Annotated in this window: 23 protein-coding genes and 1 riboswitch; of the genes, 12 read left to right on the top strand and 11 right to left on the bottom strand. The window is 73.5% G+C overall.

What is annotated here, in order from left to right; genetic code table 11:
* Positions 1-77 precede the first annotated feature (77 nt).
* Together ACTMSW_RS14705 and groL are read left to right on the top strand one after the other, a co-directional pair.
* Entirely contained in the window at positions 78-1,061 is a 984-nt protein-coding gene (locus tag ACTMSW_RS14705) for a hypothetical protein (RefSeq protein ID WP_441181167.1), read from the top strand.
* 274 nt (positions 1,062-1,335) lie between these two features.
* Positions 1,336-2,958, top strand: coding sequence for a chaperonin GroEL (gene groL, locus ACTMSW_RS14710; protein ID WP_441181168.1), 1,623 nt, complete (start codon positions 1,336-1,338; stop codon positions 2,956-2,958).
* 106 nt (positions 2,959-3,064) lie between these two features.
* Here the strand turns inward: groL and ACTMSW_RS14715 are convergent, their stop codons facing one another.
* The 3 genes from ACTMSW_RS14715 to ACTMSW_RS14725 form a co-directional block, all read right to left on the bottom strand.
* Positions 3,065-3,262 (bottom strand): hypothetical protein, encoded by a 198-nt coding sequence (locus tag ACTMSW_RS14715; RefSeq protein WP_441181169.1) that lies wholly within the window; start codon positions 3,260-3,262, stop codon positions 3,065-3,067.
* Positions 3,263-3,348: 86 nt separating this feature from the next.
* Positions 3,349-4,284: a GNAT family N-acetyltransferase gene (locus tag ACTMSW_RS14720; RefSeq protein WP_441181170.1), complete on the bottom strand. Its 936-nt coding sequence runs from the start codon at positions 4,282-4,284 to the stop codon at positions 3,349-3,351.
* A 104-nt stretch (positions 4,285-4,388) separates the two neighbouring features.
* On the bottom strand, positions 4,389-6,779 hold the full coding sequence (locus tag ACTMSW_RS14725; protein WP_441181171.1) for a S8 family serine peptidase: 2,391 nt from the start codon (positions 6,777-6,779) through the stop codon (positions 4,389-4,391).
* Positions 6,780-6,857: 78 nt separating this feature from the next.
* Here ACTMSW_RS14725 and ACTMSW_RS14730 point away from each other — a divergent pair, with 78 nt between their 5' ends.
* Both ACTMSW_RS14730 and ACTMSW_RS14735 read left to right on the top strand, forming a co-directional pair.
* Positions 6,858-8,669: a glycerol-3-phosphate dehydrogenase/oxidase gene (locus ACTMSW_RS14730; protein WP_441181445.1), complete on the top strand. Its 1,812-nt coding sequence runs from the start codon at positions 6,858-6,860 to the stop codon at positions 8,667-8,669.
* 119 nt (positions 8,670-8,788) lie between these two features.
* Positions 8,789-9,274 (top strand): hypothetical protein, encoded by a 486-nt coding sequence (locus ACTMSW_RS14735; protein ID WP_441181172.1) that lies wholly within the window; start codon positions 8,789-8,791, stop codon positions 9,272-9,274.
* Positions 9,275-9,283: 9 nt separating this feature from the next.
* Here ACTMSW_RS14735 and ACTMSW_RS14740 read toward each other — a convergent pair whose 3' ends face one another.
* Positions 9,284-10,684, bottom strand: a complete 1,401-nt coding sequence (locus ACTMSW_RS14740; RefSeq protein ID WP_441181173.1) for an FAD-binding oxidoreductase — start codon at positions 10,682-10,684, stop codon at positions 9,284-9,286.
* A 67-nt stretch (positions 10,685-10,751) separates the two neighbouring features.
* Here ACTMSW_RS14740 and ACTMSW_RS14745 point away from each other — a divergent pair, with 67 nt between their 5' ends.
* Positions 10,752-11,012, top strand: a complete 261-nt coding sequence (locus ACTMSW_RS14745; protein WP_441181174.1) for a DUF4031 domain-containing protein — start codon at positions 10,752-10,754, stop codon at positions 11,010-11,012.
* Positions 11,013-11,026: 14 nt separating this feature from the next.
* Here the strand turns inward: ACTMSW_RS14745 and ACTMSW_RS14750 are convergent, their stop codons facing one another.
* Positions 11,027-11,665: an HD domain-containing protein gene (locus ACTMSW_RS14750; RefSeq protein WP_441181175.1), complete on the bottom strand. Its 639-nt coding sequence runs from the start codon at positions 11,663-11,665 to the stop codon at positions 11,027-11,029.
* A 120-nt stretch (positions 11,666-11,785) separates the two neighbouring features.
* Here ACTMSW_RS14750 and ACTMSW_RS14755 point away from each other — a divergent pair, with 120 nt between their 5' ends.
* Positions 11,786-13,015, top strand: a complete 1,230-nt coding sequence (locus ACTMSW_RS14755; protein ID WP_441181176.1) for an FUSC family protein — start codon at positions 11,786-11,788, stop codon at positions 13,013-13,015.
* A gap of 15 nt (positions 13,016-13,030) precedes the next feature.
* Here ACTMSW_RS14755 and ACTMSW_RS14760 read toward each other — a convergent pair whose 3' ends face one another.
* Positions 13,031-14,317 carry an aminotransferase class V-fold PLP-dependent enzyme gene (locus ACTMSW_RS14760; protein WP_441181177.1) on the bottom strand — a complete coding sequence of 429 codons (1,287 nt, stop codon included), beginning with the start codon at positions 14,315-14,317 and terminating at the stop codon, positions 13,031-13,033.
* Positions 14,318-14,363: 46 nt separating this feature from the next.
* A riboswitch (SAM riboswitch) is annotated at positions 14,364-14,485 on the bottom strand.
* Between the two features lie 22 nt (positions 14,486-14,507).
* On the opposite strand from ACTMSW_RS14760, the gene ACTMSW_RS14765 reads away from it, so the two are divergent.
* Positions 14,508-16,001: a PrsW family intramembrane metalloprotease gene (locus tag ACTMSW_RS14765; protein WP_441181178.1), complete on the top strand. Its 1,494-nt coding sequence runs from the start codon at positions 14,508-14,510 to the stop codon at positions 15,999-16,001.
* A 31-nt stretch (positions 16,002-16,032) separates the two neighbouring features.
* On the opposite strand, the gene ACTMSW_RS14770 is transcribed toward ACTMSW_RS14765, so the two are convergent.
* Both ACTMSW_RS14770 and ACTMSW_RS14775 read right to left on the bottom strand, forming a co-directional pair.
* Positions 16,033-16,200, bottom strand: a complete 168-nt coding sequence (locus ACTMSW_RS14770; protein WP_357038098.1) for a hypothetical protein — start codon at positions 16,198-16,200, stop codon at positions 16,033-16,035.
* 78 nt (positions 16,201-16,278) lie between these two features.
* The gene (locus tag ACTMSW_RS14775; RefSeq protein ID WP_441181179.1) at positions 16,279-16,608 is read right to left on the bottom strand and encodes a GroES family chaperonin; all 330 of its coding nucleotides are present in this window, start codon (positions 16,606-16,608) and stop codon (positions 16,279-16,281) included.
* Between the two features lie 149 nt (positions 16,609-16,757).
* On the opposite strand from ACTMSW_RS14775, the gene ACTMSW_RS14780 reads away from it, so the two are divergent.
* On the top strand, positions 16,758-18,056 hold the full coding sequence (locus ACTMSW_RS14780; RefSeq protein ID WP_441181180.1) for an AI-2E family transporter: 1,299 nt from the start codon (positions 16,758-16,760) through the stop codon (positions 18,054-18,056).
* A gap of 112 nt (positions 18,057-18,168) precedes the next feature.
* On the opposite strand, the gene ACTMSW_RS14785 is transcribed toward ACTMSW_RS14780, so the two are convergent.
* Positions 18,169-20,334 (bottom strand): ATP-dependent DNA helicase, encoded by a 2,166-nt coding sequence (locus ACTMSW_RS14785; RefSeq protein WP_441181181.1) that lies wholly within the window; start codon positions 20,332-20,334, stop codon positions 18,169-18,171.
* 137 nt (positions 20,335-20,471) lie between these two features.
* Here ACTMSW_RS14785 and ACTMSW_RS14790 point away from each other — a divergent pair, with 137 nt between their 5' ends.
* On the top strand, positions 20,472-20,978 hold the full coding sequence (locus tag ACTMSW_RS14790) for a DUF402 domain-containing protein (protein WP_441181182.1): 507 nt from the start codon (positions 20,472-20,474) through the stop codon (positions 20,976-20,978).
* 10 nt (positions 20,979-20,988) lie between these two features.
* On the opposite strand, the gene sigJ is transcribed toward ACTMSW_RS14790, so the two are convergent.
* Entirely contained in the window at positions 20,989-21,954 is a 966-nt protein-coding gene (gene sigJ / locus ACTMSW_RS14795) for an RNA polymerase sigma factor SigJ (protein WP_441181446.1), read from the bottom strand.
* Between the two features lie 571 nt (positions 21,955-22,525).
* Here sigJ and ACTMSW_RS14800 point away from each other — a divergent pair.
* From ACTMSW_RS14800 to ACTMSW_RS14810, 3 genes are all read left to right on the top strand, one after another.
* Entirely contained in the window at positions 22,526-23,431 is a 906-nt protein-coding gene (locus ACTMSW_RS14800; RefSeq protein ID WP_441181447.1) for a PPK2 family polyphosphate kinase, read from the top strand.
* 130 nt (positions 23,432-23,561) lie between these two features.
* On the top strand, positions 23,562-24,188 hold the full coding sequence (locus tag ACTMSW_RS14805) for a DUF47 domain-containing protein (protein ID WP_441181183.1): 627 nt from the start codon (positions 23,562-23,564) through the stop codon (positions 24,186-24,188).
* A 4-nt stretch (positions 24,189-24,192) separates the two neighbouring features.
* Positions 24,193-25,197 (top strand): anion permease, encoded by a 1,005-nt coding sequence (locus ACTMSW_RS14810; RefSeq protein ID WP_441181184.1) that lies wholly within the window; start codon positions 24,193-24,195, stop codon positions 25,195-25,197.
* Between the two features lie 112 nt (positions 25,198-25,309).
* Here the strand turns inward: ACTMSW_RS14810 and ACTMSW_RS14815 are convergent, their stop codons facing one another.
* Positions 25,310-26,278: a Gfo/Idh/MocA family protein gene (locus tag ACTMSW_RS14815; protein ID WP_441181185.1), complete on the bottom strand. Its 969-nt coding sequence runs from the start codon at positions 26,276-26,278 to the stop codon at positions 25,310-25,312.
* Positions 26,279-26,353: the final 75 nt, after the last annotated feature.

The following is a 26,353-nucleotide window of genomic DNA, read 5'->3' on the forward strand; positions in this document are numbered from 1 at the left end:
CCGACCCCTCGGCGCGGCCGACGGGTGACCCCACCGCGCCGCAGCCCGGCCCGCCGCCCCCGCCGTGGGATCCGGCCGTGGGTCCGCCTCCCGGTGCGTTCGGCGCCCCACCGCCCGGCCCGCACGGCGCGTACGCCACCGGCCAGCCCTGGTATCCGGGTGGTCCGGCGGCCTGGCCGGCCCCGGCGTACCCCGGCGGGTGGTTCCCGCCCGGCTCTGAGCCGAACGACCCCCTGGTCAACCCGCCCGGAGCGGGCGTGGGTGGATGGTGGGCGCGGTGCGTCGGCGCGGTGCGACGCGGCTGGCCCCTGCTGGTGCCGATCCTGCTCCTCACCCAGGCGCTGCCGGCGGCGCTGATCTCCCTGCTCTCGCTGGCGGTCGACCCGACCGCGCGGTGGGACGCCGAGCTGGCCGACAACCCCGACGGGCTTCCGGACACCTTCCTCACCGACCTGGCGGCGATGGTCGGCGTACTCGTCGGTGGGTTGGTGATCTTCGGCCTGGTCCAGGCCGTCGGCTGGGCGGCGGGCACCTGGGTGGTTGCCCGCCAGGCGGCCGGCGAGCCGGTGAGCCTGGGCGGGGCGTGGCGCCACGGCCTCCGCCGGGCCCTGGGTCTGTGGGGGTGGAGCCTGCTGACGGGCGTGCTGGTCGGGATCGGTGTCTGCTTCTGCCTCCTGCCCGGCGTCTACCTCTTGTTCGCGTTGAGCCTGACCGGGCCGGTCTACCTCTTCGAGCGGCAGAACCCGATCGGCCGCGCGTTCCGGATGTTCCACGAGCGGTTCGGGCTGGTGCTGGGGCGGGTGGCGCTGGTCGCGGCGGCCATCGTGGGCGTGTCCGTGGTGGCCGGGATCGTCGAGACGGTCGGCGGGCTGCCGTTCGGCAGAACTCCGCTGGATTCGCCCGGTACGGCGGTGGGGATCGTCGTGGTGAGCCTGATCGGTGCCGTGCTGGCGCTGCCGGCTTACCTCGCCCAACTCGTCGGCCTGATCGTCACGTACGCCGAGCAGCGGGCCTGCGAGGGCCCGGTGAACGCCGCGCGACTTGCCGCGGAACTCGGCTGACCGGGCCACTCGTGCTTGCACTCGGCAGGGGAGAGTGCTAAACAAGTCATTGGCACTCGCGTACTGTGAGTGCCAATGGTCGGGGCGGTAGGGCCACGGTCGCAACGGCGCCCAGTCGCTGGTGCGGCACATGGCCGGTCGTCGCGGGCTATCCGGCCCGGCCGAGGAGACGTCGTCGTCGCCAGGTGGCGACGTCCCCAAGGTGCGTACACCAGGCGGCCCATCCGGGACACACACTCGGGTGGCCCGTGAGTGTCCAGGAGGACAACGCCGTATGGCCAAGATGATCGCGTTCGACGAAGAGGCGCGCCGCGGCCTCGAGCGGGGCATGAACCAGCTCGCCGACGCCGTGAAGGTGACGCTCGGCCCCAAGGGCCGCAACGTCGTGCTCGAGAAGAAGTGGGGTGCCCCCACCATCACCAACGATGGTGTGAGCATCGCCAAGGAGATCGAGCTCGAGGACCCGTACGAGAAGATCGGCGCCGAGCTGGTCAAGGAGGTCGCGAAGAAGACCGACGACGTCGCCGGTGACGGCACGACGACGGCGACCGTCCTGGCCCAGGCCCTGGTCCGTGAGGGCCTGCGCAACGTGGCCGCCGGCGCCAACCCGATGGCCCTGAAGCGGGGCATCGAGGCGGCCGTGGCCAGCGTCTCGGAGGAGCTGCTGAAGCTCGCCAAGGACGTCGAGACCAAGGAGCAGATCGCCTCCACCGCCTCCATCTCCGCCGGTGACAACACCGTCGGCGAGATCATCGCCGAGGCGATGGACAAGGTCGGCAAGGAAGGCGTCATCACCGTCGAGGAGAGCAACACCTTCGGGCTGGAGCTGGAGCTCACCGAGGGTATGCGCTTCGACAAGGGCTACATCTCCGCGTACTTCATGACCGACCCGGAGCGTATGGAGGCCGTCTTCGACGACCCGTACATCCTGATCGTCAACAGCAAGATCTCGTCGGTGAAGGACCTGCTCCCGATCCTGGAGAAGGTCATGCAGGGCGGCAAGCCGCTGCTGATCATCGCCGAGGACCTGGAGGGCGAGGCCCTGGCCACCCTGGTGGTCAACAAGGTCCGGGGCACCTTCAAGTCGGTCGCCGTCAAGGCGCCGGGCTTCGGTGACCGCCGCAAGGCCATGCTGACCGACATCGCCATCCTCACCGGTGGCCAGGTCATCAGCGAGGAGGTCGGCCTCAAGCTGGACGCCGTCAGCGTCGACATGCTGGGCCGGGCTCGCAAGGTCGTGGTGACCAAGGACGAGACCACCATCGTCGACGGTGCCGGTGACGCCGAGCAGATCCAGGGCCGGGTCAACCAGATCCGGGCCGAGATCGACAAGAGCGACTCCGACTACGACCGCGAGAAGCTGCAGGAGCGCCTGGCCAAGCTGGCCGGCGGTGTTGCGGTGATCAAGGTCGGCGCGGCCACCGAGGTCGAGCTCAAGGAGCGCAAGCACCGCATCGAGGACGCCGTTCGCAACGCGAAGGCCGCCGTCGAGGAGGGCATCGTCCCGGGTGGTGGCGTCGCGCTGGTGCAGGCCGGCAAGACCGCCTTCGACAAGCTGGACCTCGCCGGTGACGAGGCGACCGGTGCGCAGATCGTCCGGATCGCGCTGGACGCCCCGCTGCGGCAGATCGCCGTCAACGCCGGCCTCGAGGGCGGCGTCGTGGTGGAGAAGGTCCGTAACCTCGAGGCGGGCCACGGCCTCAACGCCGCCAACGGCGAGTACGTGGACCTGCTGGCCGCGGGCATCATCGACCCGGCCAAGGTGACCCGTTCTGCGCTGCAGAACGCGGCGTCGATCGCGGCGCTCTTCCTCACCACCGAGGCCGTCGTGGCGGACAAGCCGGAGAAGACCCCGGCCGCCCCGGCTGGTCCGGGTGGCGGGGACATGGACTTCTGAGTCCAGGTTTCTGAAACGCCGGAAGGGGCGGGCCGCGTCAGCGGTCCGCCCCTTTCCCTGTCCCCGGTGGCACCGCCTTAGGAGCGACGTGCGACGGCTCAGCCCGTCACGTCGGCAGGGGTCGCTGGTTGCGCCGCTTGTGTGCCCGGTCGTACGGCTGCCGGATCTGGACCGGTTCGTCCACCGGCGTGACCGGTTCGTCGGCCGGTTCGTCGGCGCCGGTCATCTCCGCCCGCTGCTCGGCGTCGCCGAAGTCGAGTCGGTCGAACGGCAACGGGCCGGGCAGTTCGTCGTCCGTGGTCATGGAAGCCTCCTCTACCAGAACGGTAGGGGCCGTCCATGACGCATGCGGGCGAATGACGCTATCGGAGTCTATATCCCATTCGCCCCTTACTGATCTCCGAGCGTCCTCCGGTACAGGAAGAAGACCCGCTCGATCCGGGCGCCCGCGCTGCCCGAGTAGAACGGCACCGGCCCCACCCAGCCGATCTGCGCGGTGTCGATTCCCGCCTCCCGCTGGTCGGCCAGGCAGCGCCGCAGCAGCACCCCGCCGATCCCCGAACCCTCGGCCTCCGGCGCCGTGCCCATCGGGCCGAACCAGCTGGGCCGGGACGACCCCCAGGCCGCGAAACCGAGCAGCTCGCCCTCGCGTTCCGCCAGGTGGCAACCCGCCCGGTCACGGCCGACCGACCCGGCCAGCTCCTCGTCCCAGGAACCGCCGAAGGTGGCGCGGGCGAAGGCCGCCAGCGCCGGCAGGTCCGCCGGCTCCGCGCGCCGTACCGACACGCCCTGGCCGGCCAGCCGCGCCTCCGCGGCCTCCGTCGGGCGCAGGGCCGGCGAGGCGTCGTACGACAGGTCGGCGGTCATGTTCCAGGCCGTACGGTCCTGCGTGTAGCCGAGCGCCAGCGCGGCGCACACCGCCGGGGTGTAGCGCACGTCGACACCGGGCCAGCCGTACCAGGGCGGGTTGCCGGCGAGCAGCACCTCGGTTGCGCCCAGCCCGGCGAGCGTCCGCTCGGCGTACGACAGCAGCGCCCGCCCCGCGCCGCGCCGGCGGTACGCCGGGTCCACCGCCACCAGGTCGACGTGCCCGAGTCGGGTGTCCCGCCCGGAGACCGAGCAGACCAGCGTCCCTACCAGCTCTGCACCCCGGAACGCGCCGAGCGCCACCACCGGCCGGTCCGCGCGTGCCCGGACCCACAGCGTGTCGACCAGGACCTCCGCCTCCGCCGCGTCCTCGGGCAGGTCCAGCGCCCGCCGGCACAGCTCCACCACGTCCGGCACGCGGTCGGCGGCCAGCTCGGTGACGATGATCTCCGCGTCCATGGTCGCCGACCCTAGAGCACCGGAGGCCACCTGTTAAGAAGGGGCCCTTCCACCTCACCAGGCGTTAAGAGGGGGCCCTTCCTTACCCCTTCCTTACCCCTTCCTTACCGCTGGGCGGCCTGGACGGCGGCGTACGCGTCGACCAGACCGGCGCCGACGACGTTCCGTGCGTCGCCGCAGGTGTCCGTCGGCGCCACCGCGGGTGTCGCGGTCTCGGCGAGGATCCGCCGGGTCCGGTCCAGGTCCCCGACCAGCGCCGGGTTCGCCGACCACATCAGCGCCACCACGCCCGCCACCTGGGGGGTCGCCATGGAGGTTCCGCTGAGCGATCCGTACCCGCCCCCGGGCATCGCGGAGACGATCTCCTCGCCGGGTGCGACCAGGTCCGGCTTGGCGGCCCCGTCCGGTGCCGGTCCCCGTGACGAGAAGCTGGCCACCCGGCGCCGGTCGTCCACCGCGCCCACGGTGAGCACGTCCGCGTACGGCGCGGGCGGGTCGTCGAGCGAGCCACAGGTGGGTCCGGTGTTGCCGGCCGCCGCGACGACCATGATCCCGGCGGCGTCGAGCGCGGCGGCGGCCGGCCGGAGCACGCCCGGGTCGCAGCCCTCGATCGCCGGGCAGCCCCACGAGTTGGTGAGGATCTCCGGCGCGCGGGCGGGGCGACCGTCGGTGAACGGGTCCCCGCCGGCCGGGAACGGCGCGAGCATGAACTGGAGGCAGTCCAGGTAGTACGCCGGGTTGCCCAGGTTGCGGTCGAGGTTGACGCAGCCCACCCAGCCGGCGCCGGGGGCCACCCCGACGCCCTCGCGGCCCACCGCGCTGCCGACCGTGTGGGTGCCGTGGCCGCCCTGGTCGGTGGGGAAGCGGGTGGCGTCCCACGGGTCGTACCAGGAGTCGTCGCCGCCCCGGAAACCCTCGGCCAGGGCCGGATGCCGGCCGTCCACCCCCGAGTCGGAACTGCCCACGGTCACGCCGGTGCCGGTCACCCCCAGCTCCGACCAGACCCGGTTCGCGCCGATCAGGCGGATGTTCCACTCCGGTCCGGTCGGCGCGGGGGCGTCGCCCCGGGTCACGCCGGCCGGCGCGGGCAGCGGCCGTACCCGCTGGCTGACCAGCACGCGGGCCACCTCGGGCCGGTTGGCCAGCCAGGCGCGTACCGCCGGGCCGCCGTCCACCTCGACCGCGTTGACCAGGTAGTACGGGGTGTGGTCGAGTCGCAGCCGGCGCAGGTCCCGGCGCAGGTCGGCCTGCGTCCTCCCGGCGGTCTCCACGAGCCGCCGGTACACCTCGGTCGCCCGCACGTCCCGCCCCGCCTTGCCCGGCGCGGTGGGGAGGCCGCTCAGGTCCGCCTGGTCCCGCAGCACCACCAGTAACCGTTCGCCGTGCAGGCCGGGCTGGCCGAGCCCGACCGCGACCACCCCGACGGTGGCCAGCAGGACCGCGGCGGTCACCCCGGCCACCCGCCGACGCGGCACGCCGCCGTGGGGACGGGCGAGCAGCACTCCGTACGCGACGGCGAGCACGACCGCGACGGCGAGCCCGGCGCCGGCGGCGACCGCGACCCAGTACGGCACGTCGCGGGTGTTGACCAGGACGACGCTGATCTCCTCGGGGTCGGTGAACGCCAGCGGACCGAACACGCCGAGCCCGACCAGCCAGCCGGCCCCGGTCCGGGCGCCGGGCGACGTGCGGCGGCCGGCGGCGGCCAGGGCGGCCAGCGCGAAGCCGGCCGGCGGCATGGTCACCAGCAGCGGCAGGTGTGCGCCGGACTGGCCGACGCCGGCTCCGACCAGCAGCAAAGCCACCCCGGCGACCAGTCCGCCGACCAGCACCAGCCGCGCCGGCCGGGGTGGCGAGCCGACCGCGAACGCCGACCAGAACGCGTCGTCCAGCAGCGCGGCGGCCAGCGCGCCGACCGCCGCCGCCGCGAGGACGGCGAGCAGGGTCTCCAGCAGTCCGCCGAGCGCGCCCACCCACACCCACGGCAGCAGCAGGGCCAGGCCGGCGGCCACCCCGAGCAGCGTGACCGTCCCCGGCCGCCGTCCCGCGTGGCGGCCCGGACGGGCGGGGGCCAGCCGGCGTACGGCGAGGGCGGCCAGGGCGGCGGTACCGGCGAGGGTCGCGAGGTACGCCTCGTGGTGGACCGGGGGGAGGGCTCGGAGCAGCCCGAGCAGCCCCAGCACGAGCACCCCGGCCAACCAGACCCGGCCCGTGGTGCGGACCGCCGCCGAGCGCGGCACCAGCGCCAACGCCAGTGCGGGCGTGCCGGCCAGCAGCACCGTGGCCAGCGCCACCACCGGCCACAGCCAGACCGCCCGGTTCAGGCCCGAGGCGAGCAGCACCTGGTCGGTCAGCCACCCGCCGAACTGGGAGACCACGGTGAATCCGACGATCCACAACCCGGTGAACACGGCCGCCACCACCGCCCACGGACCCGGACGGGGCGGGGCGGGGTGAACGGGTCGACCGGGGGGAAACGGTGGGCCGATCTCCATGCCCCGACAGTACGGCGCGGAGGGTACATGCCGACCGACGGCCACGACCGCTACCGTGGAACCGTGCGTGACCCCAACGTGTCCCGGTCCGTGGCCGGCCAGCTCTCGCCCGAGCGGCGTGCCGCCGACCTGCGCCGACTCCGGGCGGAGCGCTTCGACGTCCTGATCATCGGCGGCGGTGTGACCGGGGCGGGCGCCGCCCTGGATGCCGCCTCCCGAGGGCTCAAGGTGGCCCTGGTCGAGGCGCGTGACTACGCCGCCGGCACCTCCAGCCGGTCCAGCAAGCTCATTCACGGCGGCCTGCGCTACCTGGAGCAGCTGGAGTTCCACCTGGTGCACGAGGCGCTGACCGAGCGCGGCCTGCTGGCCACCCGGCTCGCACCGCACCTGGTCCGGCCGGTGCCGATCCTGGTTCCGCTGCCCGCCGGCAGCGGCGTCCGGGACCTCCCGGCCCGGCTGTTCCGCCGCTCCTACTACGGGGCCGGCGTGGCCGCGTACGACGCCTTCGCGGGCATCTTCGGCGGTGGTCGCGGCATGCCGCTGCACCGCCACCTGACCCGCGAGGGTGCCCGGCGGATCTTCCCCAGCCTGCGCCCCGACACGCTGGCCGGTGCGATCCGCTATTACGACGGGCAGGTCGACGACGCCCGGCTGGTGGTCACGCTGGCCCGGACGGCGGCCAGCCTCGGGGCGACCGTGGTCACCAGCACCCGTGCCGTCGGGCTGATCCGGCAGGCCCGCGAGGTCACCGGCGTCCGGGTCCGCGACCTGGAGGCGCCCGCCGGCTCCGAGGCCGAGTTCGAGGTACGCGCCCGCGTGGTCGTCGGCGCCACCGGCGTGTGGAGCGACGACATGTCGCGGATGCTCAACGACGTGGGGCTGCGCCCCGGCATCCGGGTGCGGGCCTCGAAGGGCGTCCACCTCGTCGTGCCCCGCTCGGCGATCACCGGCGAGGCCGGCCTGATCCTGCGTACCGCGACCAGTGTGCTCTTCGTCATCCCCTGGGGCGGGCACTGGATCATCGGCACCACGGACACCGACTGGCGGCTGGACCGCTCCCACCCGGCCGCCTCGGCCCGCGACATCGAGTACCTGCTCGACCAGGTCAACACGGTGCTCGACCGGCCGCTCACCACCGCCGACATCGAGGGCGTGTACGCGGGCCTACGGCCGCTGCTGGCCGGCGAGGCCGACTCCACCTCGAAGCTGTCCCGGGAGCACGCGGTCTTCGAGCCCATGCTCGGCCTGCTGCTGGTGGCCGGCGGCAAGTACACGACGTACCGGGTGATGGCCTCGGACGTGGTCGACCGGGCCGCACACCGCCTCGGCGTGGTCCGCCCGTCGCGGACCGCCGACCTGCCGCTGCTCGGCGCCGACGGGTACGCGTCCATGTGGCGGGACCGGGCCGACCTGGCCCGCCGGCACGGCTTGCCGGTCGGGGTGGTGGAGCACCTGCTGGAGCGGTACGGCACCCTCACCCGGGACCTGCTCGCCCTGATCGACGCCGATCCGCTGCAGTCCTCCCCGCTGGCCGGCGCCCCGGAGTACCTGGCCGCCGAGGTGACGTACGCGACCCGCGCCGAGGGGGCGCTGCACCTGGAGGACGTGCTGACCCGGCGTACCCGGATCTCGTTCGAGACCGCCCACCGGGGCCTGGACTCCGCCGAGCACACCGCCGAGCTGATGGGCGCGGTGCTCGGGTGGGACGCGGCGACGCGGGCCCGCGAGGTGGAGCACTACCGGGCCCGGGTGGAGGCCGAGCGGCAGTCCCAGCTGATGCCGGACGACGCCACGGCGGACGCGGCCCGACTGGGTGCGCCGGACGTGCGCGGATTCGCGGCCGACCGTGGTGACGGAGATCCGGCTGAACTTCCGTCATCCTCCCGCTGACCGATGGTCCGAGAGACCGTCCATCATCGATGCCCGTCCGGTCGGCCGGTTCCGAGCGCTACCTACGGTGGGGTAAGTTGCGGCGCGTGGTTCCCCCTTTCTTGTCCCGTCCGGTCCATTTGTCCGTAGCCGTGCTGGCCGCGATCGTGCTCGCCGGCTGCGGCGCCGACGCCGGCGGAGCACCCCGCGCGGACGGGTCGGCGGCTCCCCGGTCCGGGCTGCCCGGCGCGCCCACCGCCGAGAAGGGTCGGGTCAGCCTGTTGCAGAAGGTCGGCGACGACGGCCCGCTGCGGAGCCTCGACGTGCACGCGGACGGCCGGTGGGAGTGTGCCGACTGCGCCGGGGACGGCGTCACGTCGACCGGCGCCCTCGACGGGGAACAGGTGAAGCGGCTGCAGGACCTGCTCGCCGACCCGGGGCTGGCGAAGGAGACCGATCAGGCCCGGCAGTACCGGGTGAGCTGCATCGACGCGCTCACGTCGAGCCTGGTCACCGCGGTCGGGTTGATCACCTCGCAGGACTGCCCGGGTGAGGAGAAGCCGCCGATCGCGTACGAGATCCTGCTGCTGCTCACCCAGGCGACGCCGGCCGAGCCCGCCGCCTGAGCGGTCCCGTCAGAGCACCTTGCCCGGGTTGAACAGCCCGTCCGGATCGAGCGCCGCCTTGATCGCCCGGTGCACCCGGACGCCGACCGGGCCGATCTCCCGGGCCAGCCAGTCCCGCTTGAGCAGGCCGACGCCGTGCTCTCCGGTGCAGGTGCCGCCCAGGTCCAGGCCCAGCTGCATGATCTCGTCGAACGCCCGCCGGCCCCGCTCCAGGCTCGTCGGGTCGGCCCGGTCCACCACGATGTTCGGGTGCATGTTGCCGTCCCCGGCGTGCCCCACGACGCCGATGGGCACCTCGCACTCCGCCGCGATCCGGGCCACGCCGTCGAGGAGGGCGGCCAGTGATCCCCGGGGCACCGCCACGTCGTCGATGACCAGCCCGCCGGTGCCGTCCGGGTACGTCTCGGCCGCGTACCTCTCCATCGCCGGATGGGCGAGCCGGCGGGCCTGCAACAGCGCCGCGGCCTCGACCGCGTCGGTGGCCGCGTAGACCTCGTCGGCGCCCGCCTCCTCGCAGACCCGGGTCAGGCCGACCAGGTCGTCCGCCGCCCGGGAGCCGGTGTCGACCGCGGCCAGCAGCAGCGCCTGCGCGTCGGTGCGCAGGCCCATCGGCCGGTACGCCTCGATCGCCCGCAGGTGGGTCTGGTCGAGCAGCTCCAGCAGGCTGGGGGAGAGGCCCTGCGCGGCGATCTCGGCGACCGCCGCGCCGGCCGCGGCGGTGGACGGGAAGACGGCGACCATGGTCAACGACTCCGCCGGGGCGGGCCGCAGGGCGACGGTCACCTCGGTGACCACCCCGAGGGTCCCCTCGGAGCCGACGAACAGACGGGTCAGGTCGTAGCCCGCCACGCCCTTGGCGGTACGTCGGCCGGTGCGCAGCACCGCACCGTCGGCCAGCACCACCTCCAGGCCCAGCACGTACTCGGTGGTGACGCCGTACTTGACGCAGCACATGCCGCCCGCGTTGGTGGAGACGTTGCCGCCGATGGTGGACGACTCCCAGGAGCCGGGGTCCGGCGGGTACCAGAGGCCCTGCTTCGCGACGGCGGCGGCGAGCGTCGCGTTGACCACGCCCGGCTGGACCACCGCGATCCGGCTCACCGGGTCGATCTCCAGGATCCCGTCCATCGCGACCGTGCTGAGCACCACCGCGCCGTCGACCGCGTTCGCCGCGCCGGCCAGCCCGGTCCGCGCCCCCTGCGGCACCACCGGTACGCCGTGCCGCGCCGCCGCCCGCACCACTGCGACGACCTGTGCGGTCGTCCGTGGGCGGGTGACCACCAGCGGCGTGCCGGACGCGCAGAGGTCGGCCTCGTCCCGCTCGTGCATCCGGAGCAGGTCGGGGTCGGTCAGCACGGCGTCGTCGCCGAGAGCGGCGCGCAGCTCGTCGAGGAGGGGGGTACCAGCCATGCGGGGAAGGCTACGGTCGCCACCATGTGATCATCAAACGGTCGCGGGCCGGGCTAGATTGGCCGGCGTGATCTATGTCGACCGGCCGGCGTGGCCCTGGCGCGGGCGGCTCTGGTCGCACCTGATCAGCGACGTCTCCCCGGCCGAGCTGCACGCCTTCGCCGAGGCGCTGGGCGTGTCCCGCCGGGCCTTCGACCGGGACCACTACGACATCCCGGCCGAGCGCTTCGCGATGGCGGTCTGGCTCGGTGCCCAGGTGGTTCCGAGCCGCGACCTGGTGGCGCTGCTGCGTCGCTCCGGCCTCCGTCGCCCCAAACACCTCGCGTAGCCCGTTCTCCGTCGTCACCCGGCGAGCGTGGTCAGCTCTCGCGTCAGGTTGGCGCGGGCCCTTCCTTCCCAGCGGCGGGCGGGACCCGGCAGGTGGTACAGAGCGGGAAGGGCGAGCAGGGCGCGGAGCACGTCGGCGCGGCCGGCGCGGAAGGCCGGGTCGGGCACGTGGGCGTACTCCGCGCGGATCGCGGCGGCGTAGCGGTCGTACACCTCTGGTGTGCCGGCGAGGACGGCCAGGTCGGCGTCGCAGAGCAGCGCGCCGTCGGCGTCGGCCGGGTCGACGGCGTGACCGGCGGTGAGCAGCACCAGGCGGCGGACCTCGGCCACGGCGGCGGCCGGCAGACCGCACGGACCGAGCAGCGCGCCGGCCAGCGCGGCGCTGTCCCGTTCGTTGGCGTCGCCCGCCGCCCTCGGGTCGTAGACCGCGTCGTGGCACCAGGCCGCGAGCCGGACCAGGTCCGGACGCCGGGCCAGCGGGGCGTACGCGTCGACGACGTCCAGCACGGCGGACAGGTGCGCGACCGTGTGGTGGTGCCGGTGCGGCTCGCTCCAGCGGGCGAACAGGTCGTCCCCGGCGGCGGCCACCGCCGCCGGATCGGTCGCCCCCGCGTCCCGGGCCGCCGCCCGCCACCGCTCGGTCAGGTCCACCACGCCGCCGAGTCTGCCGCCTCTCCCATTTCGTCGGAAAGGGGGAGCCGTCGGCGCGATTCACCGCACCTGGCGCGGGTAGTCCCGGCCATGGCCGTGGCCCGGGAGCGCCGACACTCGCTGATGCGACGGATGGGACTGCGCAATGGCGCACGCGACATCGACGGCGCCCGGATCTCCGGTGCGCTGGAGCAGATCCGGCACCGGGGCCGCGCCACCCTGCACGACCGGCTGCACCGCGTGCGGTTGTCGATGGGGCTGGCCGTCCAGGCCGGCCTCGCCGCCGGCCTGTCCTGGCTCGCGGCCCACGAGCTCCTCGGCAACCCGCAGCCGGTGTTCGCGCCGATCTCCGCGGTCGGCACGCTCGCCGTCTCGGTCGGCCAGCGGTTCCGGCGTACGGTCGAGCTGATCGTCGGCGTCGCGGTCGGGGTGGCGGTCGGCGACTTCCTCATCTTCCTGCTGGGCACCGGCGCGTGGCAGCTCGGCCTGGTGGTCTCCACGGCGATCATCCTGACCGTCTTCGCCGGCGCGAGCGTCGCCATCGTCATCCAGGCCGCGGCGACCGCGGTACTGATCGTCACGCTCAGCCCGTCGACCCAGAACCTGGAGATACCCCGGTTCGTCGACGCCTTCGTCGGTGGCGGCATCGCCCTGCTGGTCACCGCCGTGCTGCTGCCACTGCACCCGATACGCGTGATCAACCGGGCCGCGCGCCCGGCGCTGGACCTGCTCGCCGCCCAGCTGGACATCGCCGCGGAAGGCCTGCGCGAACGGGACCGGGACAGGGTGCAGCAGGCCCTGGAACGGCTGCGGAACAACAAGGAGGAGCTGGCCACCTTCACCGAGGCGATCGAGGGGGCGAAGGAGACCGCGATGCTCTCGCCGGCCCGATGGCACCGCCGCGACGAACTCACCCACTACGGCCAGGCGGCCGAGCCGATCGACCGGGCGATGCGGAACTCCGGCACCCTGATCCGCCGGGCGGTGACCCTCATCGAGGACGAGGAGGCGATCCCGGAGCCGATGCCGGACGCGGTGGCCCACCTCGCCGAGTCGGTACGCCTGCTCAAGCACGAGTTCGCCGTCGGTGAGGAACCGGAGAAGGCCCGGGAGCGGTCGCTGCGGGCGGTCAGCGAGGCCGGTCGGGCGTACAACGAGGGGGTCGGGTTCTCCGGCAACGTCGTCATCGCGCAGGTGCGTACCACCGCGAGTGACCTGCTGGTCGCCTCCGGCCTCAGCCAGGAGGAGGCGAACCGGCTGGTCCGGCAGTCCTTCGGCGACCGGCCCCAGCCGGGCGGGCAGGCCGAGCCGGAGAGCGCTCCGAAACCACCTGTCGCCCCGCCCGTCGGCTGAGGCCGGCCGTCCGGTTCAGCCCAGGTCGCCGAGCGCGGCGAGGAGCCGGTCCACGTGCCCGGCCGTGCTGCCCAGGCCGATGCTGGCCCGCAGGGCGGTGGCCGGCAGGTCCCGCCGTCCGCTGCGCGCCGCCGCCTCGGCGAGCAGTCGTCGGGCCAGCGGGTGGGCGCAGAACAGCCCGTCCCGTACGCCGATCGCGTGGTCCCGGGCCAGTCCGGCCGCCACCTGCGCGGAGTCGCGGCCGGCCACCACGAACGACACGATCCCCACCCGGGGGGCCGAGGGGCCGAACGCGCGCAGCTCGACCACGTGGGGCAGCGCCGCGAGGCCGTCCCGCAGCCGGGCCAGCAGGGCCTGCTCGGCCCGGTGCACCGCGACCCGGTCCGCCTCGGCGAACGCGGCGCACACCGCCGCCAGGGCCACCGCGCCGAGCAGGTTCGGGGTGCCCGCCTCGTGCCGTGCCGGGCCGGTGGCCCACCGGACGTCGTGGGTGGCCGCGCCGACGTGGCTGGTGGCGCCCCCACCGGCCAGGTACGGCGGGGCGGCGTCCAGCCAGTCCGCCCGCCCGAGCAGCAGGCCGGCGCCGAACGGTGCGTACAGCTTGTGGCCGGAGACGGCCAGGTAGTCCACGTCCAGGGCGGTCACGTCCACCGGCGCGTGCGGGGCGAGCTGGGCGGCGTCCACCGCGATCCGGGCGCCGTGCCGCCGGGCCACCCGGGCCAGCGCGGCCACCGGCCAGCACTCCCCGGTCACGTTGCCCGCCCCGGTCACCGCGACCAGCACCGGCGGTCGGTGGCTGCCGGCCGGGCCGCCCCGGCGCAGCTCGGTGAGGGCGGCGTCCAGCGCGCGTACCGCACCGGCGGGCGAGTCGGGCACCGGCAGCCGGACCGAACCCCGGGGCCACGGCAGCAGGTTGGCGTGGTGCTCCCCGCCGAACGTCACCACCGTCGTGCCGGCGGGCAGCGCGCGGGCCAGCAGGTTGAGCGCGTCGGTGGTGTTCCGGGTGAACACCACGTGGTCGTCGACGCGGGCACCGAAGAAGTCACCGACGGTCTGCCGGGCCCGCTCGTAGGCGAGGGTGCAGCGCCGCGACAGCGCCCCGGCGCCGCGGTGCACGCTCCCGTACCAGGGAAGGAGCTCGGCCACCGCGTCCGCCGCCGCCCGCGCGCAGGGCGCGGTGGCCGCGTAGTCCAGGTTGATCTGACCGGGCACACCGAGGACGTCCAGGGGCCCCGGGGCCGGGGTGGCCGGCGCGGTCCACGCGACGCGCGCCGGGAGCGGGGGTACGAGAGTGACGGTCATGTGCGAGACCTCCGGGTCCAGGGACCCCGGGTGGGCACACGGGCGGGGTCCGCGCTTGCCCAGCACACGGAACGGGCCGGGCCCGGTCATCACCCGGGGCACCCCACCGCGAACCTCGACGAGGGTTGCCGGCCAGCAAGCCGGGGCTTGACGCTGGCGCTCGTGACCTGCCGGCAGCATACCGCGACCGATGCGGCGGGCCGGGCCGGCTCGGTGTGACTACGCTGACCGCATGGCCGACACCCCGTCCGGCGCGCCCCAGCCGCCGTCGCCGACCACTCCCGACGCCCCACCGCCGGGCGGGCCGGCCGTGCGGATGCCGACGCGCCGGCTGGGCTGGCGACGCTTCGTGGTGCTGGCCGGTGTGGTCCTGCTGATCGCGGCCTGCGCCGTGTTCATGCTGTTCCGGCTCGGGGAGAGCCTCGGCGTCGAGGCACTGCTGATCGGCCTGGTCGCATCGATCCTGCCGGTTCCGGTGCTGGTGGCCTGCTTCCTGTGGCTCGACCGGTACGAGCCGGAGCCACTGAAGTACCTGATCTTCTGCTTCGCGTGGGGCGCGTTCGTCTCCACCGCCGCCTCGCTGACCGTCAACAACTTCTCGGCGGAACGGTTCGAGGAGCTGGGGCTGCCCACGGCGCTGACCGGGGTGCTGGTCGCACCCTTCATCGAGGAGCTGACCAAGGCCCTCGGGCCGATCCTGCTGCTGATCTTCCGGCGCCGGGAGATCTCCGGCATCACCGACGCCCTGGTCTACTGCGGGCTCTCCGCGATCGGGTTCGCCATGGTGGAGAACATCCTCTACCTGGGCGGGTACGGCTACGCCACCGGCGTGGAGCGGTACGGCCCGGCGACCGGCACCCAGCAGGTCATCGCCATCTTCATCGTGCGGATCCTGCTCTTCGGCTTCGCCCACCCGCTCTTCACCGCGATGACCGGCGTCGGGCTGGGCATCGCCGCGCGTGCCGCCGACCGCCGGGTGCGGGTGCTCGCCCCGGTCGCCGGCCTGCTGCTGGCGATGATGCTGCACGGCACGTGGAACCTGCTGCCGACGCTGACCCAGGCCACCGGCGAGACGCTGATCCTGCTCTACGGGTTCATCGGCGTGATGGTGCCGATCTTCTTCGGCATGGTCGGCCTGGCGGTGTGGCTGCGGGCCTGGGAGGGGCGGCTCACCGAACGCATCCTGCCCGACTACGTCCGGGCCGGTTGGCTCACTCCGCCGGAGGTGGCCGCGCTGAGCAGCCTCGGGCGGCGGCACGCGGCACGGGTGTGGGCCAAGCGGGTCGGCGGCGACGCCGGGCTGAAGGCGATGCGGGGCTACCAGTTCGCCGCGACCCGGTTGGCGCTGCTGCGCGACGGGATGCGGCGCGGCCTGGACAACCGGCCCGCCGACCGGGAACGGGCCGCGGTGGAGGAGCGCGAGCTGCTCGACGCGATCAGCGGCTACCGGGCGTTCTTCGTCGGCCGGGACCCGCAGGTGCCGGCCGGCACGTGGGACGGGCAGCGCTACCACCTGCGGTTCCCGGACGGCTCGCAGCGGACCGTCGAGGCGCCGGACGAACCGGTGGTGCCGATTCCGGTGGTGCTCGCGCCGCCGCCCCCGCCGGCCTTCCCGACCGGCTACGGCCCACCCGGCTGGTACGGGCCCGGCCCGGCGGCGCCCTGGCCGCCCGGCCGCCCCTGATCCCCGCCGTCGTCCCCGATCCGGCCGGTACTCAGGTCATCAGGCTGGTGAGGAAGTCACCGAGGCCCTGGAACAGCGCCAGGAGACCGGCGCCGATCGCCCCGAACATCTCCGCCGCGCCCTCCGGCCGGAAGGCCATGAAGTAGATCAGGAACGCGATGAATCCCCAGAACAGCAGCTTCCTTATCCAATCCGGCATCGTCCCTCCCCAGGCCGGTGGTGGAGCTGGCTTCCCGGCGGGGAGCGGTGCAAACGACGCCGACGGCGCCGGGGTGGGTCAGAGGTACAGGCCGGTGGAGTCGTTCTCGATGCGTTCGGCGGCCACGGCGTGCACGTCGCGCTCGCGCAGCAGCACGTAGCCGCGGCCGTGCAGCTCGACCTCGGAGCGGTCGTCGGGGTCGAAGAGCACCCGGTCGCCGGAGACGATGGCGCGGACGTTCGGGCCCACTCCCACCGCGGTCGCCCAGGCGAGCCGCTTGCCCACGGCGGCGGTCGCCGGGATCACGATGCCGGCGCTGGAGCGGCGCTCACCCTCGCTGCCCTCCATCCGCACCAGCACACGGTCGTGCAGCAGGCGGATCGGCAGGCTCTTGTCGTCGGCGGTCACGCCGCAGACGGTACCGTGCCCGTCCGCGAGTGGTTACGTGCCGGTGGACGGGGGCAATGTGTGGCCGAACTGCCCTACGGTGTGCGGGGTCGGGCGTATCCTGTCCGACTGACCCCGTCACGGTCCGTTTCTTCTGTCAGGAGGTGCGCTTGAGCCGTTTCGAGCGGGCACGCGGTCGGCTCCGCCGTGCGTACGAGTCCGGTCGCGATTCGGTCCGCGCCGGCCGTGCCGACCACGCCGACCGTCCGGAGACGCCGGCCGTCGCCTCGCCGGTCTCCCCGGGCCCGGTGGCCCCGTCGTCGGCGACCGTCGTCGGCGCGGAACAGTCGGCCGCGGTGCACAACTCCACCTCCAGCCGGGACGACGCGGACGTTCCCCACGCGCTGCGGATCTCCGCCGCCTGGTCCTGGCGGCTGATCGTGATCGGCGTGGTCTTCTGGGCGCTGCTGCAGATCGTCGGGCGGATCAGCATCGTCATCATTCCGCTGGCGATCGCGCTGCTGCTGTCGGCGCTGCTGGCACCGGCCGTCGGGTGGCTGCTCCGGGCCCGCCTGCCGAGGTCCCTGGCGACGGCGGTGGTGCTGGTCGGTGGCCTGGCCGGGGTTGTCGGCACGCTCACCGCAGTAGTGAACGAGTTCATCCAGGGCGTGCCGGAGCTGAGCGAGAAGTCCTCCGAGGGCGTGCGCCAGATCCAGGACTGGCTCAAGAACGGCCCGCTGCACATGAACGACGGCCAGCTCGACCGCTACATCAACGAGGCCGAGCAGTGGGTCAACAACAACACCGAGCGGTTCACCAGCGGCGCGCTCTCCACCGCGGCGACGCTGGCCGAGGTGCTGACCGGCGCGGTCCTGGTGCTCTTCGCGACGTTCTTCTTCCTGCGTGACGGCAACAACATCTGGCGTTTCCTGGTCCGGCTGCTGCCGGTCGCCGCCCGGTGGAAGGTCGACGACGCGGGCCGGGCCTCCTGGTCCACGCTCGGTGCGTACGTCCGGGCGACGGTGCTGGTGGCCTTCATCGACGCGGTCGGCATCGGGATCTTCCTGATCATCTTCGACATCCCGTTCGCCTTCCCGCTCGCCGCCCTGGTGTTCCTCAGCTCCTTCATCCCGATCGTCGGCGCCACCCTCTCCGGCGGCGTGGCGGTGCTCGTGGCGCTCGTCGACAGCGGCCCGGTGACCGCGCTGATCATCCTCGGCGCGGTGATCGGTGTGCAGCAGCTGGAGGGGCACGTGCTCCAGCCGCTCATCATGGGCCGGGCGGTGGCCATCCACCCGCTCGCGGTGATCATCGGGATCGCGGCGGGCGTCGTGCTCGCCGGCATCACCGGCGCGCTGGTCGCCGTACCGCTGATCGCCGTGCTGAACACGGCCGTCCGGCGGCTCGCCGCGCGTACCGTGCCGGACACCCCGCCGAACGCGGTCGTGGTCGCCGCCAAGACGCCCTGACCGACCCGGCACGCCGGCGCACAATCACGCTCGATCCGTGACGTAGTGGCCTCCCTGCACGGGGGAGGCCACTACTTCGTGGTTCCAGCATGATCATGAAGGGCGCGGGCGGTCACGTCTTCGCGAGGCGCTCCAGGGCACCGCGGGCCACGTCCGGGCGGGTCGTGTACCAGAACGGTGGCAGCGAGCGGCGCAGGAACGGCCCGTAGCCGCGGGCCGTCTCCAGCCGCGAGTCGAGCACCGCGACCACGCCACGGTCACCGGTCGCCCGGATCAGCCGGCCGACGCCCTGGGCGAGCCGGACGGCGGCGATCGGCACGCTGACCGCGGCGAACCCGGACCCGCCGTTCGCGTCCACCGCGGCGGCGCGGGCGGCGGCCAGCGGCTCGTCGGGCCGCGGGAACGGCAGCCGGTCGATGACCACCAGCTGGCACGCGTCACCGGGCACGTCGACGCCCTGCCACAGCGACATCACGCCGAACAGGCAGCTCGCCTTCTCCTCCCGGAACCGCCGGACCAGCAGCGGCAGCGACTCCTCGCCCTGGAGCAGAACGGGCAGGTCGGTGCGCGCGCGGACCAGCTCCGCGGCCTGCTGCGCGGCCCGTCGGGAGGAGAAGAGCCCGAGCGTACGGCCACCGAGCGCGCCGACCAGCGCGAGCAGTTCCTCGCCGGCCGCGTCGGGCAGCCCGGAGACGCTGGGCCGGGGCAGGTGCGCGGCCACGTAGAGGATGCCCTGCCGCGCGTAGTCGAACGGGGATCCCACGTCGAGCGAGCGCCAGCCCGGCCCGGAGGTCGCCGGGACGCCCGGCGTGCCGTCCGTGACCTTCGCGATCGGGCCGGCGGCACCGCGTGTGGCCCCCGGTCGGTCGGGTGCGGTGGACGCGGCGAGGGCGGCGGCGGCCGGGGACGGCGGGCCGGCCGTGGGCGCCTCCAGGCCGAGCGCCCGGGCCACCGTGTCGAACCGGCCGCCCAGCGTCAGCGTGGCGGAGGTGGCGACGACGGTGCGTTCCTCGTACAGGTGGGTGGCGAGGGTGCCCGCGACGGACAGCGGCGCGACGACCAGCGCCCGCCGGCCGGTGGTGTCGTTCTTCTCCACCCAGGCCACGTCGTGGTCGGCCTCCTCCAGCAGCCGCTGCGCGGTGGTGGAGAGGTCGTCGAGGGCGGCCTTGGCCTGCTGCTTGCGCACCGGGTCCGGGTCGTCGGCCTTGACGTCGCCGATCGCGTCGAGCGCCGACCGGGTGGCCGCGTCGAGCAGTGTGCACGCGTCGCGCAGGGGACCCGGCAGGCCGGAGGTGAGGCGACCGGCCGGCGCCTCGGCCAGCCCGACGGCGAGGGCGTCGCCGGCGGCGGTGAGCGCGTCGGCGGTCTCCGGGCGCAGCAGCGGGCGGGCGCGCTTGGTGGACCGGTCGATCAGCTCCGGCACCAGCTCGGCCTGGGCGGCGGAGGAGACCCGGTCGGCCAGCTCGTGCGCCTCGTCCACGACGAGCAGCTTGTGCGGCGGCACGATCTGCCGGCCGGCGAGCATGTCCACCGCGAGCAGGCTGTGGTTGGTGACGACGATGTCGGCCTCGCGGGCGCGGGCCCGGGACGCCTCGGCGAAGCACTCCGCGCCGAACGGGCAGCGGGCGGCTCCCACGCACTCCCGGGCGGGCATCGAGACCAGCCGCCACGCCTGGTCGTCGACCCCCGGGTCCAACTCGTCGCGGTCGCCGGTGTCGGTCTTCTCGGCCCAGTCCCGCAGCCGCTGGATCTGCTTGCCGAGCCGGCCGGCCTCACCCAGCCACTTCGTCCCGCCGGCGGGACGGGGCGCGGGGGTGTCGAAGAGGGTGTCCTCCGGCTCGTCCTCGGTGGAGTTGTCCAGGCGGGCCAGGCACAGGTAGTGGTGCCGGCCCTTGAGCACCGCGAAGGTGGGCCGCCGGCCGAGCAGCGGCTCCACCGCGTCGGCCAGCCGGGGCAGATCGTGCTCGACGAGCTGCGACTGCAACGCCAGGGTCGCCGTCGAGACCACCACCGGGCCGTCCACGGTCAGCGCCGGCGCGAGGTAGGCCAGCGACTTGCCGGTGCCGGTGCCGGCCTGCACGAGCAGGTGCTCGCGGGCGGAGACGCAGTCCTCGATCGCGGTCGCCATCTCCTGCTGGCCGGGGCGCGCCGCGCCGCCGGGCACCGCGCCGACGGCGGCGGCGAGCAGGTCCGCGCCGCTGGGCCGGTCGCCCCGACGCCGTCGCCCGGTGCGCGGCGAGGGGCTGGCGGAACCGGTGGCGGTGCGGGGCGGAGTCACCGTGCGACGGTACCCGCCGAGCCCGACACCGGTCGCGCGGCACGGCCCGGGACACCGTCACGGTCCGGCATCCGTACGGCCGCGTCCGGTTACCTCCCTGCGGCGACGCCTGGGCCGAATCGGTTAGGGTGCGAATCATGCCGAGCGATGTCGTCCGTGTGATCTACCGCAAGTACGACGGCAGCGCCCACCGCGACTATCCGGCCCGCCGGCTGGCCGAGGACGACCTCGGAATCTGGCTCGGCGTCACCGCCGGCACCGCCTCGGTCTACCACGGCCGCCCCTCGGTGGAGCAGATCCCCTTCGTCCTCCTGGTGCCGCACGCGGCCTGGTGGACGGGCATGTTCAACCCGCCGCCGCGGACCAGCGAGGTCTACTGCGACATCACCACACCCGCCCGCTGGGCCGACGACGACACCGTGCACCTGGTCGACCTCGACCTGGACGTCGTGCGACGACGGGCCACCGGCCTGGTCGAGCTGCGCGACGAGGACGAGTTCGCCGAGCACCGGGTCCGCTTCGGCTACCCCGACGACGTGGTCGCCGAGGCGGAGGCCGCCGCCGGATGGCTCCTCGGGGCGCTGGGTGACGGCACCGAGCCGTTCGCCACGTCGTACCGGAAATGGCTGGCGCTGGTGGTCTGAGCCGGGGCCGTCACCAGCGCGGTGGCCAGGTGTCCTCCGGGCCGAGCGGCGGCACGTCCCGCACCTTGTCCGGATTGAGCTGGTTGAAGACGCCGGTCACCCGACCCTCGTGCACGGCCAGCGCGCTGACCAGACGCAGCGGCCGGCCGTCGCGGAACACCGTCTCCATCTGGAGCCCCAGCACGCCGTCGACCAGCACCGGCCGGGCGCGCAGCCGGCCGCCGAACCGGCCGGCCTGACCGAACAGGCCGAGGGTGAAGCGGGCGACCTTGTCGGCCCCGACCACCGGGTTCCGGCCGGCCGGGAAGTGCCCGCCGCCGTCACCGATGAGGACCACGTCCGGGGCGAGGACCCTCAGCAGGTCCTCCAGCTGACCCGACTCGGTGGCGGCGACGAACGCCTGCACCACGCGGCGCTGCTCGGCCGCGTCGGCGGTGTGCCGGGGCGCCTCCGGCGCGCTGACCGTGCGGCGGGCCCGGGAGGCGAGCTGCCGGGCGGCGGCGTCGGTGGTGCCGAGCACCTCGGCGACCCGGGAGAACGGCACCGCGAAGACGTCGTGCAGGACGAACGCGACCCGCTGCTCGGGGCTCAGCCGCTCCAGCACCACCAGCAGGGCGGTGCCGACCTGGTCGGCGCGGACCGCCCGCTCGGCCGGGTCGGGCGCGAAGCCGTCCGGCCGGGGAGGGGCGTCCAGCGGCGTGACGACCGGCTCGGGGAGCCACTGACCCGGGTACGTCTCCCGACGGACCCGCGCCGAGCGGAGCACGTCCAGACAGATCCGGGAGCAGGTGGTGGTCAGCCAGGCACCGAGCTGGCGGATCTCGGCGCGGGCCGCCGGGTCGCCGAGCGTCGCCGCGTACCGCAGCCAGGTCTCCTGGACGGCGTCCTCGGCCTCGCTGCGGCTGCCCAGCATCCGGTACGCGACCGCGGTAAGCCGTCCCCGCTCCGCCTCGAACTCCGCCGCCAGATCGCCCACCCCGTCGCTCTCTTCCCGCTGCACACGTCGATCCTCCCCCGCCGAAGGACGTTCCACGGCCCCGGGACGTGACAGCCCGGGACATGATCGACTCGACGTCAGTGACATCGGGGTGTCCGGGTGAGCTCTTCAGCCCGACTTCCATGACATCGAGTGGATCTACGCCGGGCGGGTCGTGGCAGTCGGTCGCCGCTCGAGTACCCGGTTACTGGACATCAAGAACGGCGCGGCCACGGAGTGTGATCGCCTGTTCGGTGACCGCCACACAGTGTCGGAGACTTTGCTCTGCACCCCTGGACGCACCACCCGCCCTACCTGGGCTTCTTCATTGTGCTCATGGCAGTCGTTGGCGCGGCTTCGCTGCGTACGGTTACCGGCGCGCATTGGGGTGCAGAGCAAAGCGGGGGCGCGGTGATGGGCGGTCGGGGCCATCTCACCCGGAGGACGACGATCAGGCGGTGGTCGTCGGCGGGCGGTCTTGGGCGGGCTGGGTGATGATCGCGGGATGAGCGAGGTGGATAGGACCAGTGGGAGCGACGGGGCCGGCGTGGTGGAGCCGGTCGGCGGGACGATGCGGGAACTGCTGCGGGTTGCGTCCGGTGACGCGGTCGACCTGGCGGCTGTCGACCCCCGTTCGACGCCCGGGCTGCCCGATCGGCAGGTGACCGGGGAGGACCGCAAGGCGTGGGCGCGCACCCAGGTCGAACTGCTCGGCGCCGGGCTGGGCCGGCACCAGGAGATGCTGTTCGCCAGTGCGAAGGCACCGGCGGGTCCGGCGCCCTCGGGCCCGGCGGCGGGGCGGCGGGTGCTGCTGGTGCTCCAGGCGATGGACAGCGGGGGCAAGGACGGCACGATCAAGCGCGTCGCCGGTGCCATGAACCCCCTCGGCCTGCACATCCGCTCGTTCGGTCCGCCGACGAAGAGGGAGCTGGCCCACGACTTCCTGTGGCGGATCCGGCGCGCCCTGCCGGCGGCCGGGTACGTGGGTGTCTTCAACCGGTCGCACTACGAGGACGTCCTGGTGGCCCGGGTCGAGTCCCTGGTGCCGGAGGCGACCTGGCGGGCCCGGTACGACCAGATCAACGCGTTCGAGCGGGAGCTGGCCGACGACGGGCTCACCCTGGTCAAGGTGATGCTGCACATCTCCCACGAGGAGCAGGGCAAGCGGCTGCTGGCGCGGCTGGACGACCCACGCAAGCACTGGAAGTACAACCCGGGTGACGTCGACGCGCGGGCCCGCTGGAACGACTACCAGGCCGCGTACGCCGAGGCTCTGGGCCGGTGCGACACGGACGCCGCGCCCTGGTTCCTCGTGCCGGCGGACCGGAAGTGGTACCGCGACTGGGCGGTGGCCCACCTGCTGCGTGAGACGTTCGACACGCTCGGTCTCGGGTATCCGGCTGCCACCTTCGACGTACGACGGGAACGGGAGCGACTGCTGGGGACCAGGGGACCGGTGAAAGTTAACGGAAGGTGAACAGAGGGTAGATCGGAGCTGGCCATAGGTGGGCCGCCGTTTTCCCGGATCCGTCGTTTCCTAGCATTCCCAGGCGGGCGCCTCTCCGGGGGTGCCTCCACCCTTCCACCGACACGACGAGGTCCGTGCTGTGAAGTTTTCCTTCCGCCCGAACGAGGGCGCCTTCTACGAGCTCTTCACCAGGGCCGCGCAGAACCTGGTGAAGGGCACCGAACTGCTGAACGAGCTGGGTCTGCCCGGAGTCGAGGTGCAGTCGGTCAGCGAACGGCTGACCGAGGTGGAGCACGACAGCGACCAGATCACGCACGAGCTGTACAAGAAGATCAACTCCACGTTCATCACGCCGTTCGACCGGGAGGACATCTACCGGCTCGGTTCGTTGCTGGACGACGTGATGGACCACCTGGAGGCGGTCGGCAACCTGCTGTACCTGTACGGCCTGACCAAGCTCCCGTCGCTGCCCCGGGAGATGCACGAGCTGGTCAACGTGCTGGACCAGCAGGCGAAGCTGACCGCCGACGCGATGCCTCGGCTGAAGTCGATGAAGGACCTCGAGGACTACTGGATCGAGTGCAACCGGCTCGAGAACACCGGTGACCAGATGTACCGGATGCTGCTGGTCCGCCTCTTCTCCGGGGAGTACGACGCCCTGACGGTGCTCAAGATGAAGGAGGTCGCCGACGAGCTGGAGGCGGCCTGCGACGCCTTCGAGCACGTGGCCAACACCGTCGAGACCATCGCGGTCAAGGAGTCCTGATCCTGTGAGTCCCGAACTCATCGCCGTGCTGGCGGTGATCGCGGTGGCCCTGGCGTTCGACTACACCAACGGGTTCCACGACGCCGCCAACGCGATCGCGACCAGCATCTCCACCCGCGCGCTGACACCGCGCGTGGCCCTCGCCATGGCGGCGGTCGGCAACTTCATCGGCGCGCACTTCGGTGCCGAGGTGGCCAAGACCGTCGGCAGCGGGCTGGTGAAACTACCGACCGGTCAGGCCAGCCTGGCCATCGTCTTCGCCGGCGTGATCGGCGCGATCGTCTGGAACCTGATCACCTGGTACTTCGGCCTGCCGTCCTCCTCGTCGCACGCGCTGATCGGCGGCCTGGTCGGCTCGACCATCGCCGCCTCCGGCACGGTGCTGTGGACCGGTATCGGGGAGAGCGTCATCATCCCGATGATCCTCTCGCCGATGGTCGGCTTCCTGCTCGGTTACATCGTCATGATCGCCGTGCAGTGGATCTTCCGGAAGGGGCACCCGGGCAAGCTGAACCGGGGCTTCCGCTGGGCGCAGACCGCCTCGGCCGCCGCCATGTCGGTCGGCCACGGCATGCAGGACGCCGCCAAGACCATCGGCATCGTGGTGCTCGCCCTCTACGTGGGCGGCTTCCAGAACGATCCGGAGTTCATCCCCGAGTGGGCGTTCTGGACCTCGGCGGCCGTCCTCGCGGCCGGCACGTACGCCGGTGGCTGGCGGATCATCCGGACCCTCGGTCGGAAGATCATCGACCTGCGTCCGCCGGAGGGCTTCGCCGCCGAGACCGTGGCCAGCTCGGTGCTCTACTTCAACGCGCTGGTCCTGGGCGCGCCCATCTCGACCACCCACACGATCACCTCGGCGATCATGGGCGTCGGGGCCACCAAGCGGCTCTCCGCCGTGCGCTGGGGCGTCGCCGGCAACATCATCGGCGCCTGGATCCTGACCTTCCCGGCCGCCGGCTCCATCGGCGCCCTCATGTACTTCCTGGTCCGCCCCCTCTTCAGCTGAGGTAAAAGGACGAACGGGCCGGGGGCGCTCCGGCGCAGCATGCGCCGCCGGCCCGTTCGCAAGGGCCCCCTGTTAACGCCTGGCGTTGTACAGGGGGCCCTTCTTAACGCACCTAGGTGTAGTCGACGCCGATCTGCGCGCGGATGTCGTCGAGCAGCGCCATGACCTCCAGCGTGGCCGCGTGCGGCACGAGCGGGCTCTCCGACAGACCCGCCGCGAGGCAGCGCTGCACCTCCTCGGCCTCGTACTGGTAGCCGTTGCCGACCAGCTCCGTCGTGACGGTCTCCGGCTCGGCGCCGTCCCGGTGCAGCGTCACCGAACCGGGCCGGAAGAACGGCTCCGGCAGGTCGATCCGCCCGCCGGTGCCGGTGATCGAGGCGACCAGCGGGGTGGCGCCCACCATGCCGCAGCTCAACGTGGCCACCGCCCCCGAGTCGTACCCGAAGACGATCCCGGTGTTCTCGTCCACGCCCTCCGGGCTGATCCGGGCCCACGACCGGACGTGGTCGGGCACGCCGAGCAGCAGGTGCGCCAGGCTCACCGGGTACACGCCCAGGTCCAGCAGCGCGCCACCGCCGAGGGTGCGGGCCCGCATCCGGTGCTCCGGCGGAAACGGCCCGGCCACCCCGAAGTCGGCCCGCACACTGGTCACCGTGCCGATCGCGCCGTCGGCGATCAGCTCGCACACCCGCCGCACCAGCGGGTTCGTCCGCATCCACATGGCCTCCATGAGGAAGACCCCGGCGGCGCGCGCGGCGTCGACCAGCTCCCGGCTGGTGGCCAGATCGAGGGTGAAGGGCTTCTCCAGCAGCACCGCGCGGCCCGCGCGGAGACAGGTCAGGGCCGCGGCGTGGTGGGCGGCGTGCGGGGTGGCCACGTAGACGACGTCCAGGTCGGCGTCCGCGGCCAGTTCCGCCCAGGAGGCGTACGCCCGCCGCGCGCCGTGCCGGGCCGCGAAGCGCTCCGCGCTCTCCGGCGTACGCGAGCCGACCGCGACCAGTTCGGCGCCCGGCACCAGCCGGAGGTCTTCGGCGAACCGACCGGCGATGTGGCCGGTGGCGAGGATGCCCCAACGAGTCATGCCGGCAACGCTAGCGAAGATCACCGGGGGAGCGGGACGGGGTTCCGGGGGGCGGGAAACGGGCCGCGTCCCGGC

The sequence above is a fragment of the Micromonospora sp. BQ11 genome (assembly GCF_052068135.1).
Classification (GTDB): Bacteria; Actinomycetota; Actinomycetes; order Mycobacteriales; family Micromonosporaceae; genus Micromonospora.

Bases quoted from the DNA above. Each gene is read 5' to 3' on its own strand.
- groL (WP_441181168.1), top strand. From the start codon at position 1,336: ATGGCCAAGATGATCGCGTTCGACGAAGAGGCGCGCCGCGGCCTCGAG.
- ACTMSW_RS14715 (WP_441181169.1), bottom strand. From the start codon at position 3,262: ATGACCACGGACGACGAACTGCCCGGCCCGTTGCCGTTCGACCGACTC.
- ACTMSW_RS14720 (WP_441181170.1), bottom strand. From the start codon at position 4,284: ATGGACGCGGAGATCATCGTCACCGAGCTGGCCGCCGACCGCGTGCCG.
- ACTMSW_RS14725 (WP_441181171.1), bottom strand. From the start codon at position 6,779: ATGGAGATCGGCCCACCGTTTCCCCCCGGTCGACCCGTTCACCCCGCC.
- ACTMSW_RS14740 (WP_441181173.1), bottom strand. From the start codon at position 10,684: ATGGCTGGTACCCCCCTCCTCGACGAGCTGCGCGCCGCTCTCGGCGAC.
- ACTMSW_RS14755 (WP_441181176.1), top strand. From the start codon at position 11,786: ATGCGACGGATGGGACTGCGCAATGGCGCACGCGACATCGACGGCGCC.
- ACTMSW_RS14760 (WP_441181177.1), bottom strand. From the start codon at position 14,317: ATGACCGTCACTCTCGTACCCCCGCTCCCGGCGCGCGTCGCGTGGACC.
- ACTMSW_RS14765 (WP_441181178.1), top strand. From the start codon at position 14,508: ATGCGGCGGGCCGGGCCGGCTCGGTGTGACTACGCTGACCGCATGGCC.
- ACTMSW_RS14770 (WP_357038098.1), bottom strand. From the start codon at position 16,200: ATGCCGGATTGGATAAGGAAGCTGCTGTTCTGGGGATTCATCGCGTTC.
- ACTMSW_RS14790 (WP_441181182.1), top strand. From the start codon at position 20,472: ATGCCGAGCGATGTCGTCCGTGTGATCTACCGCAAGTACGACGGCAGC.
- ACTMSW_RS14800 (WP_441181447.1), top strand. From the start codon at position 22,526: ATGCGGGAACTGCTGCGGGTTGCGTCCGGTGACGCGGTCGACCTGGCG.
- ACTMSW_RS14815 (WP_441181185.1), bottom strand. From the start codon at position 26,278: ATGACTCGTTGGGGCATCCTCGCCACCGGCCACATCGCCGGTCGGTTC.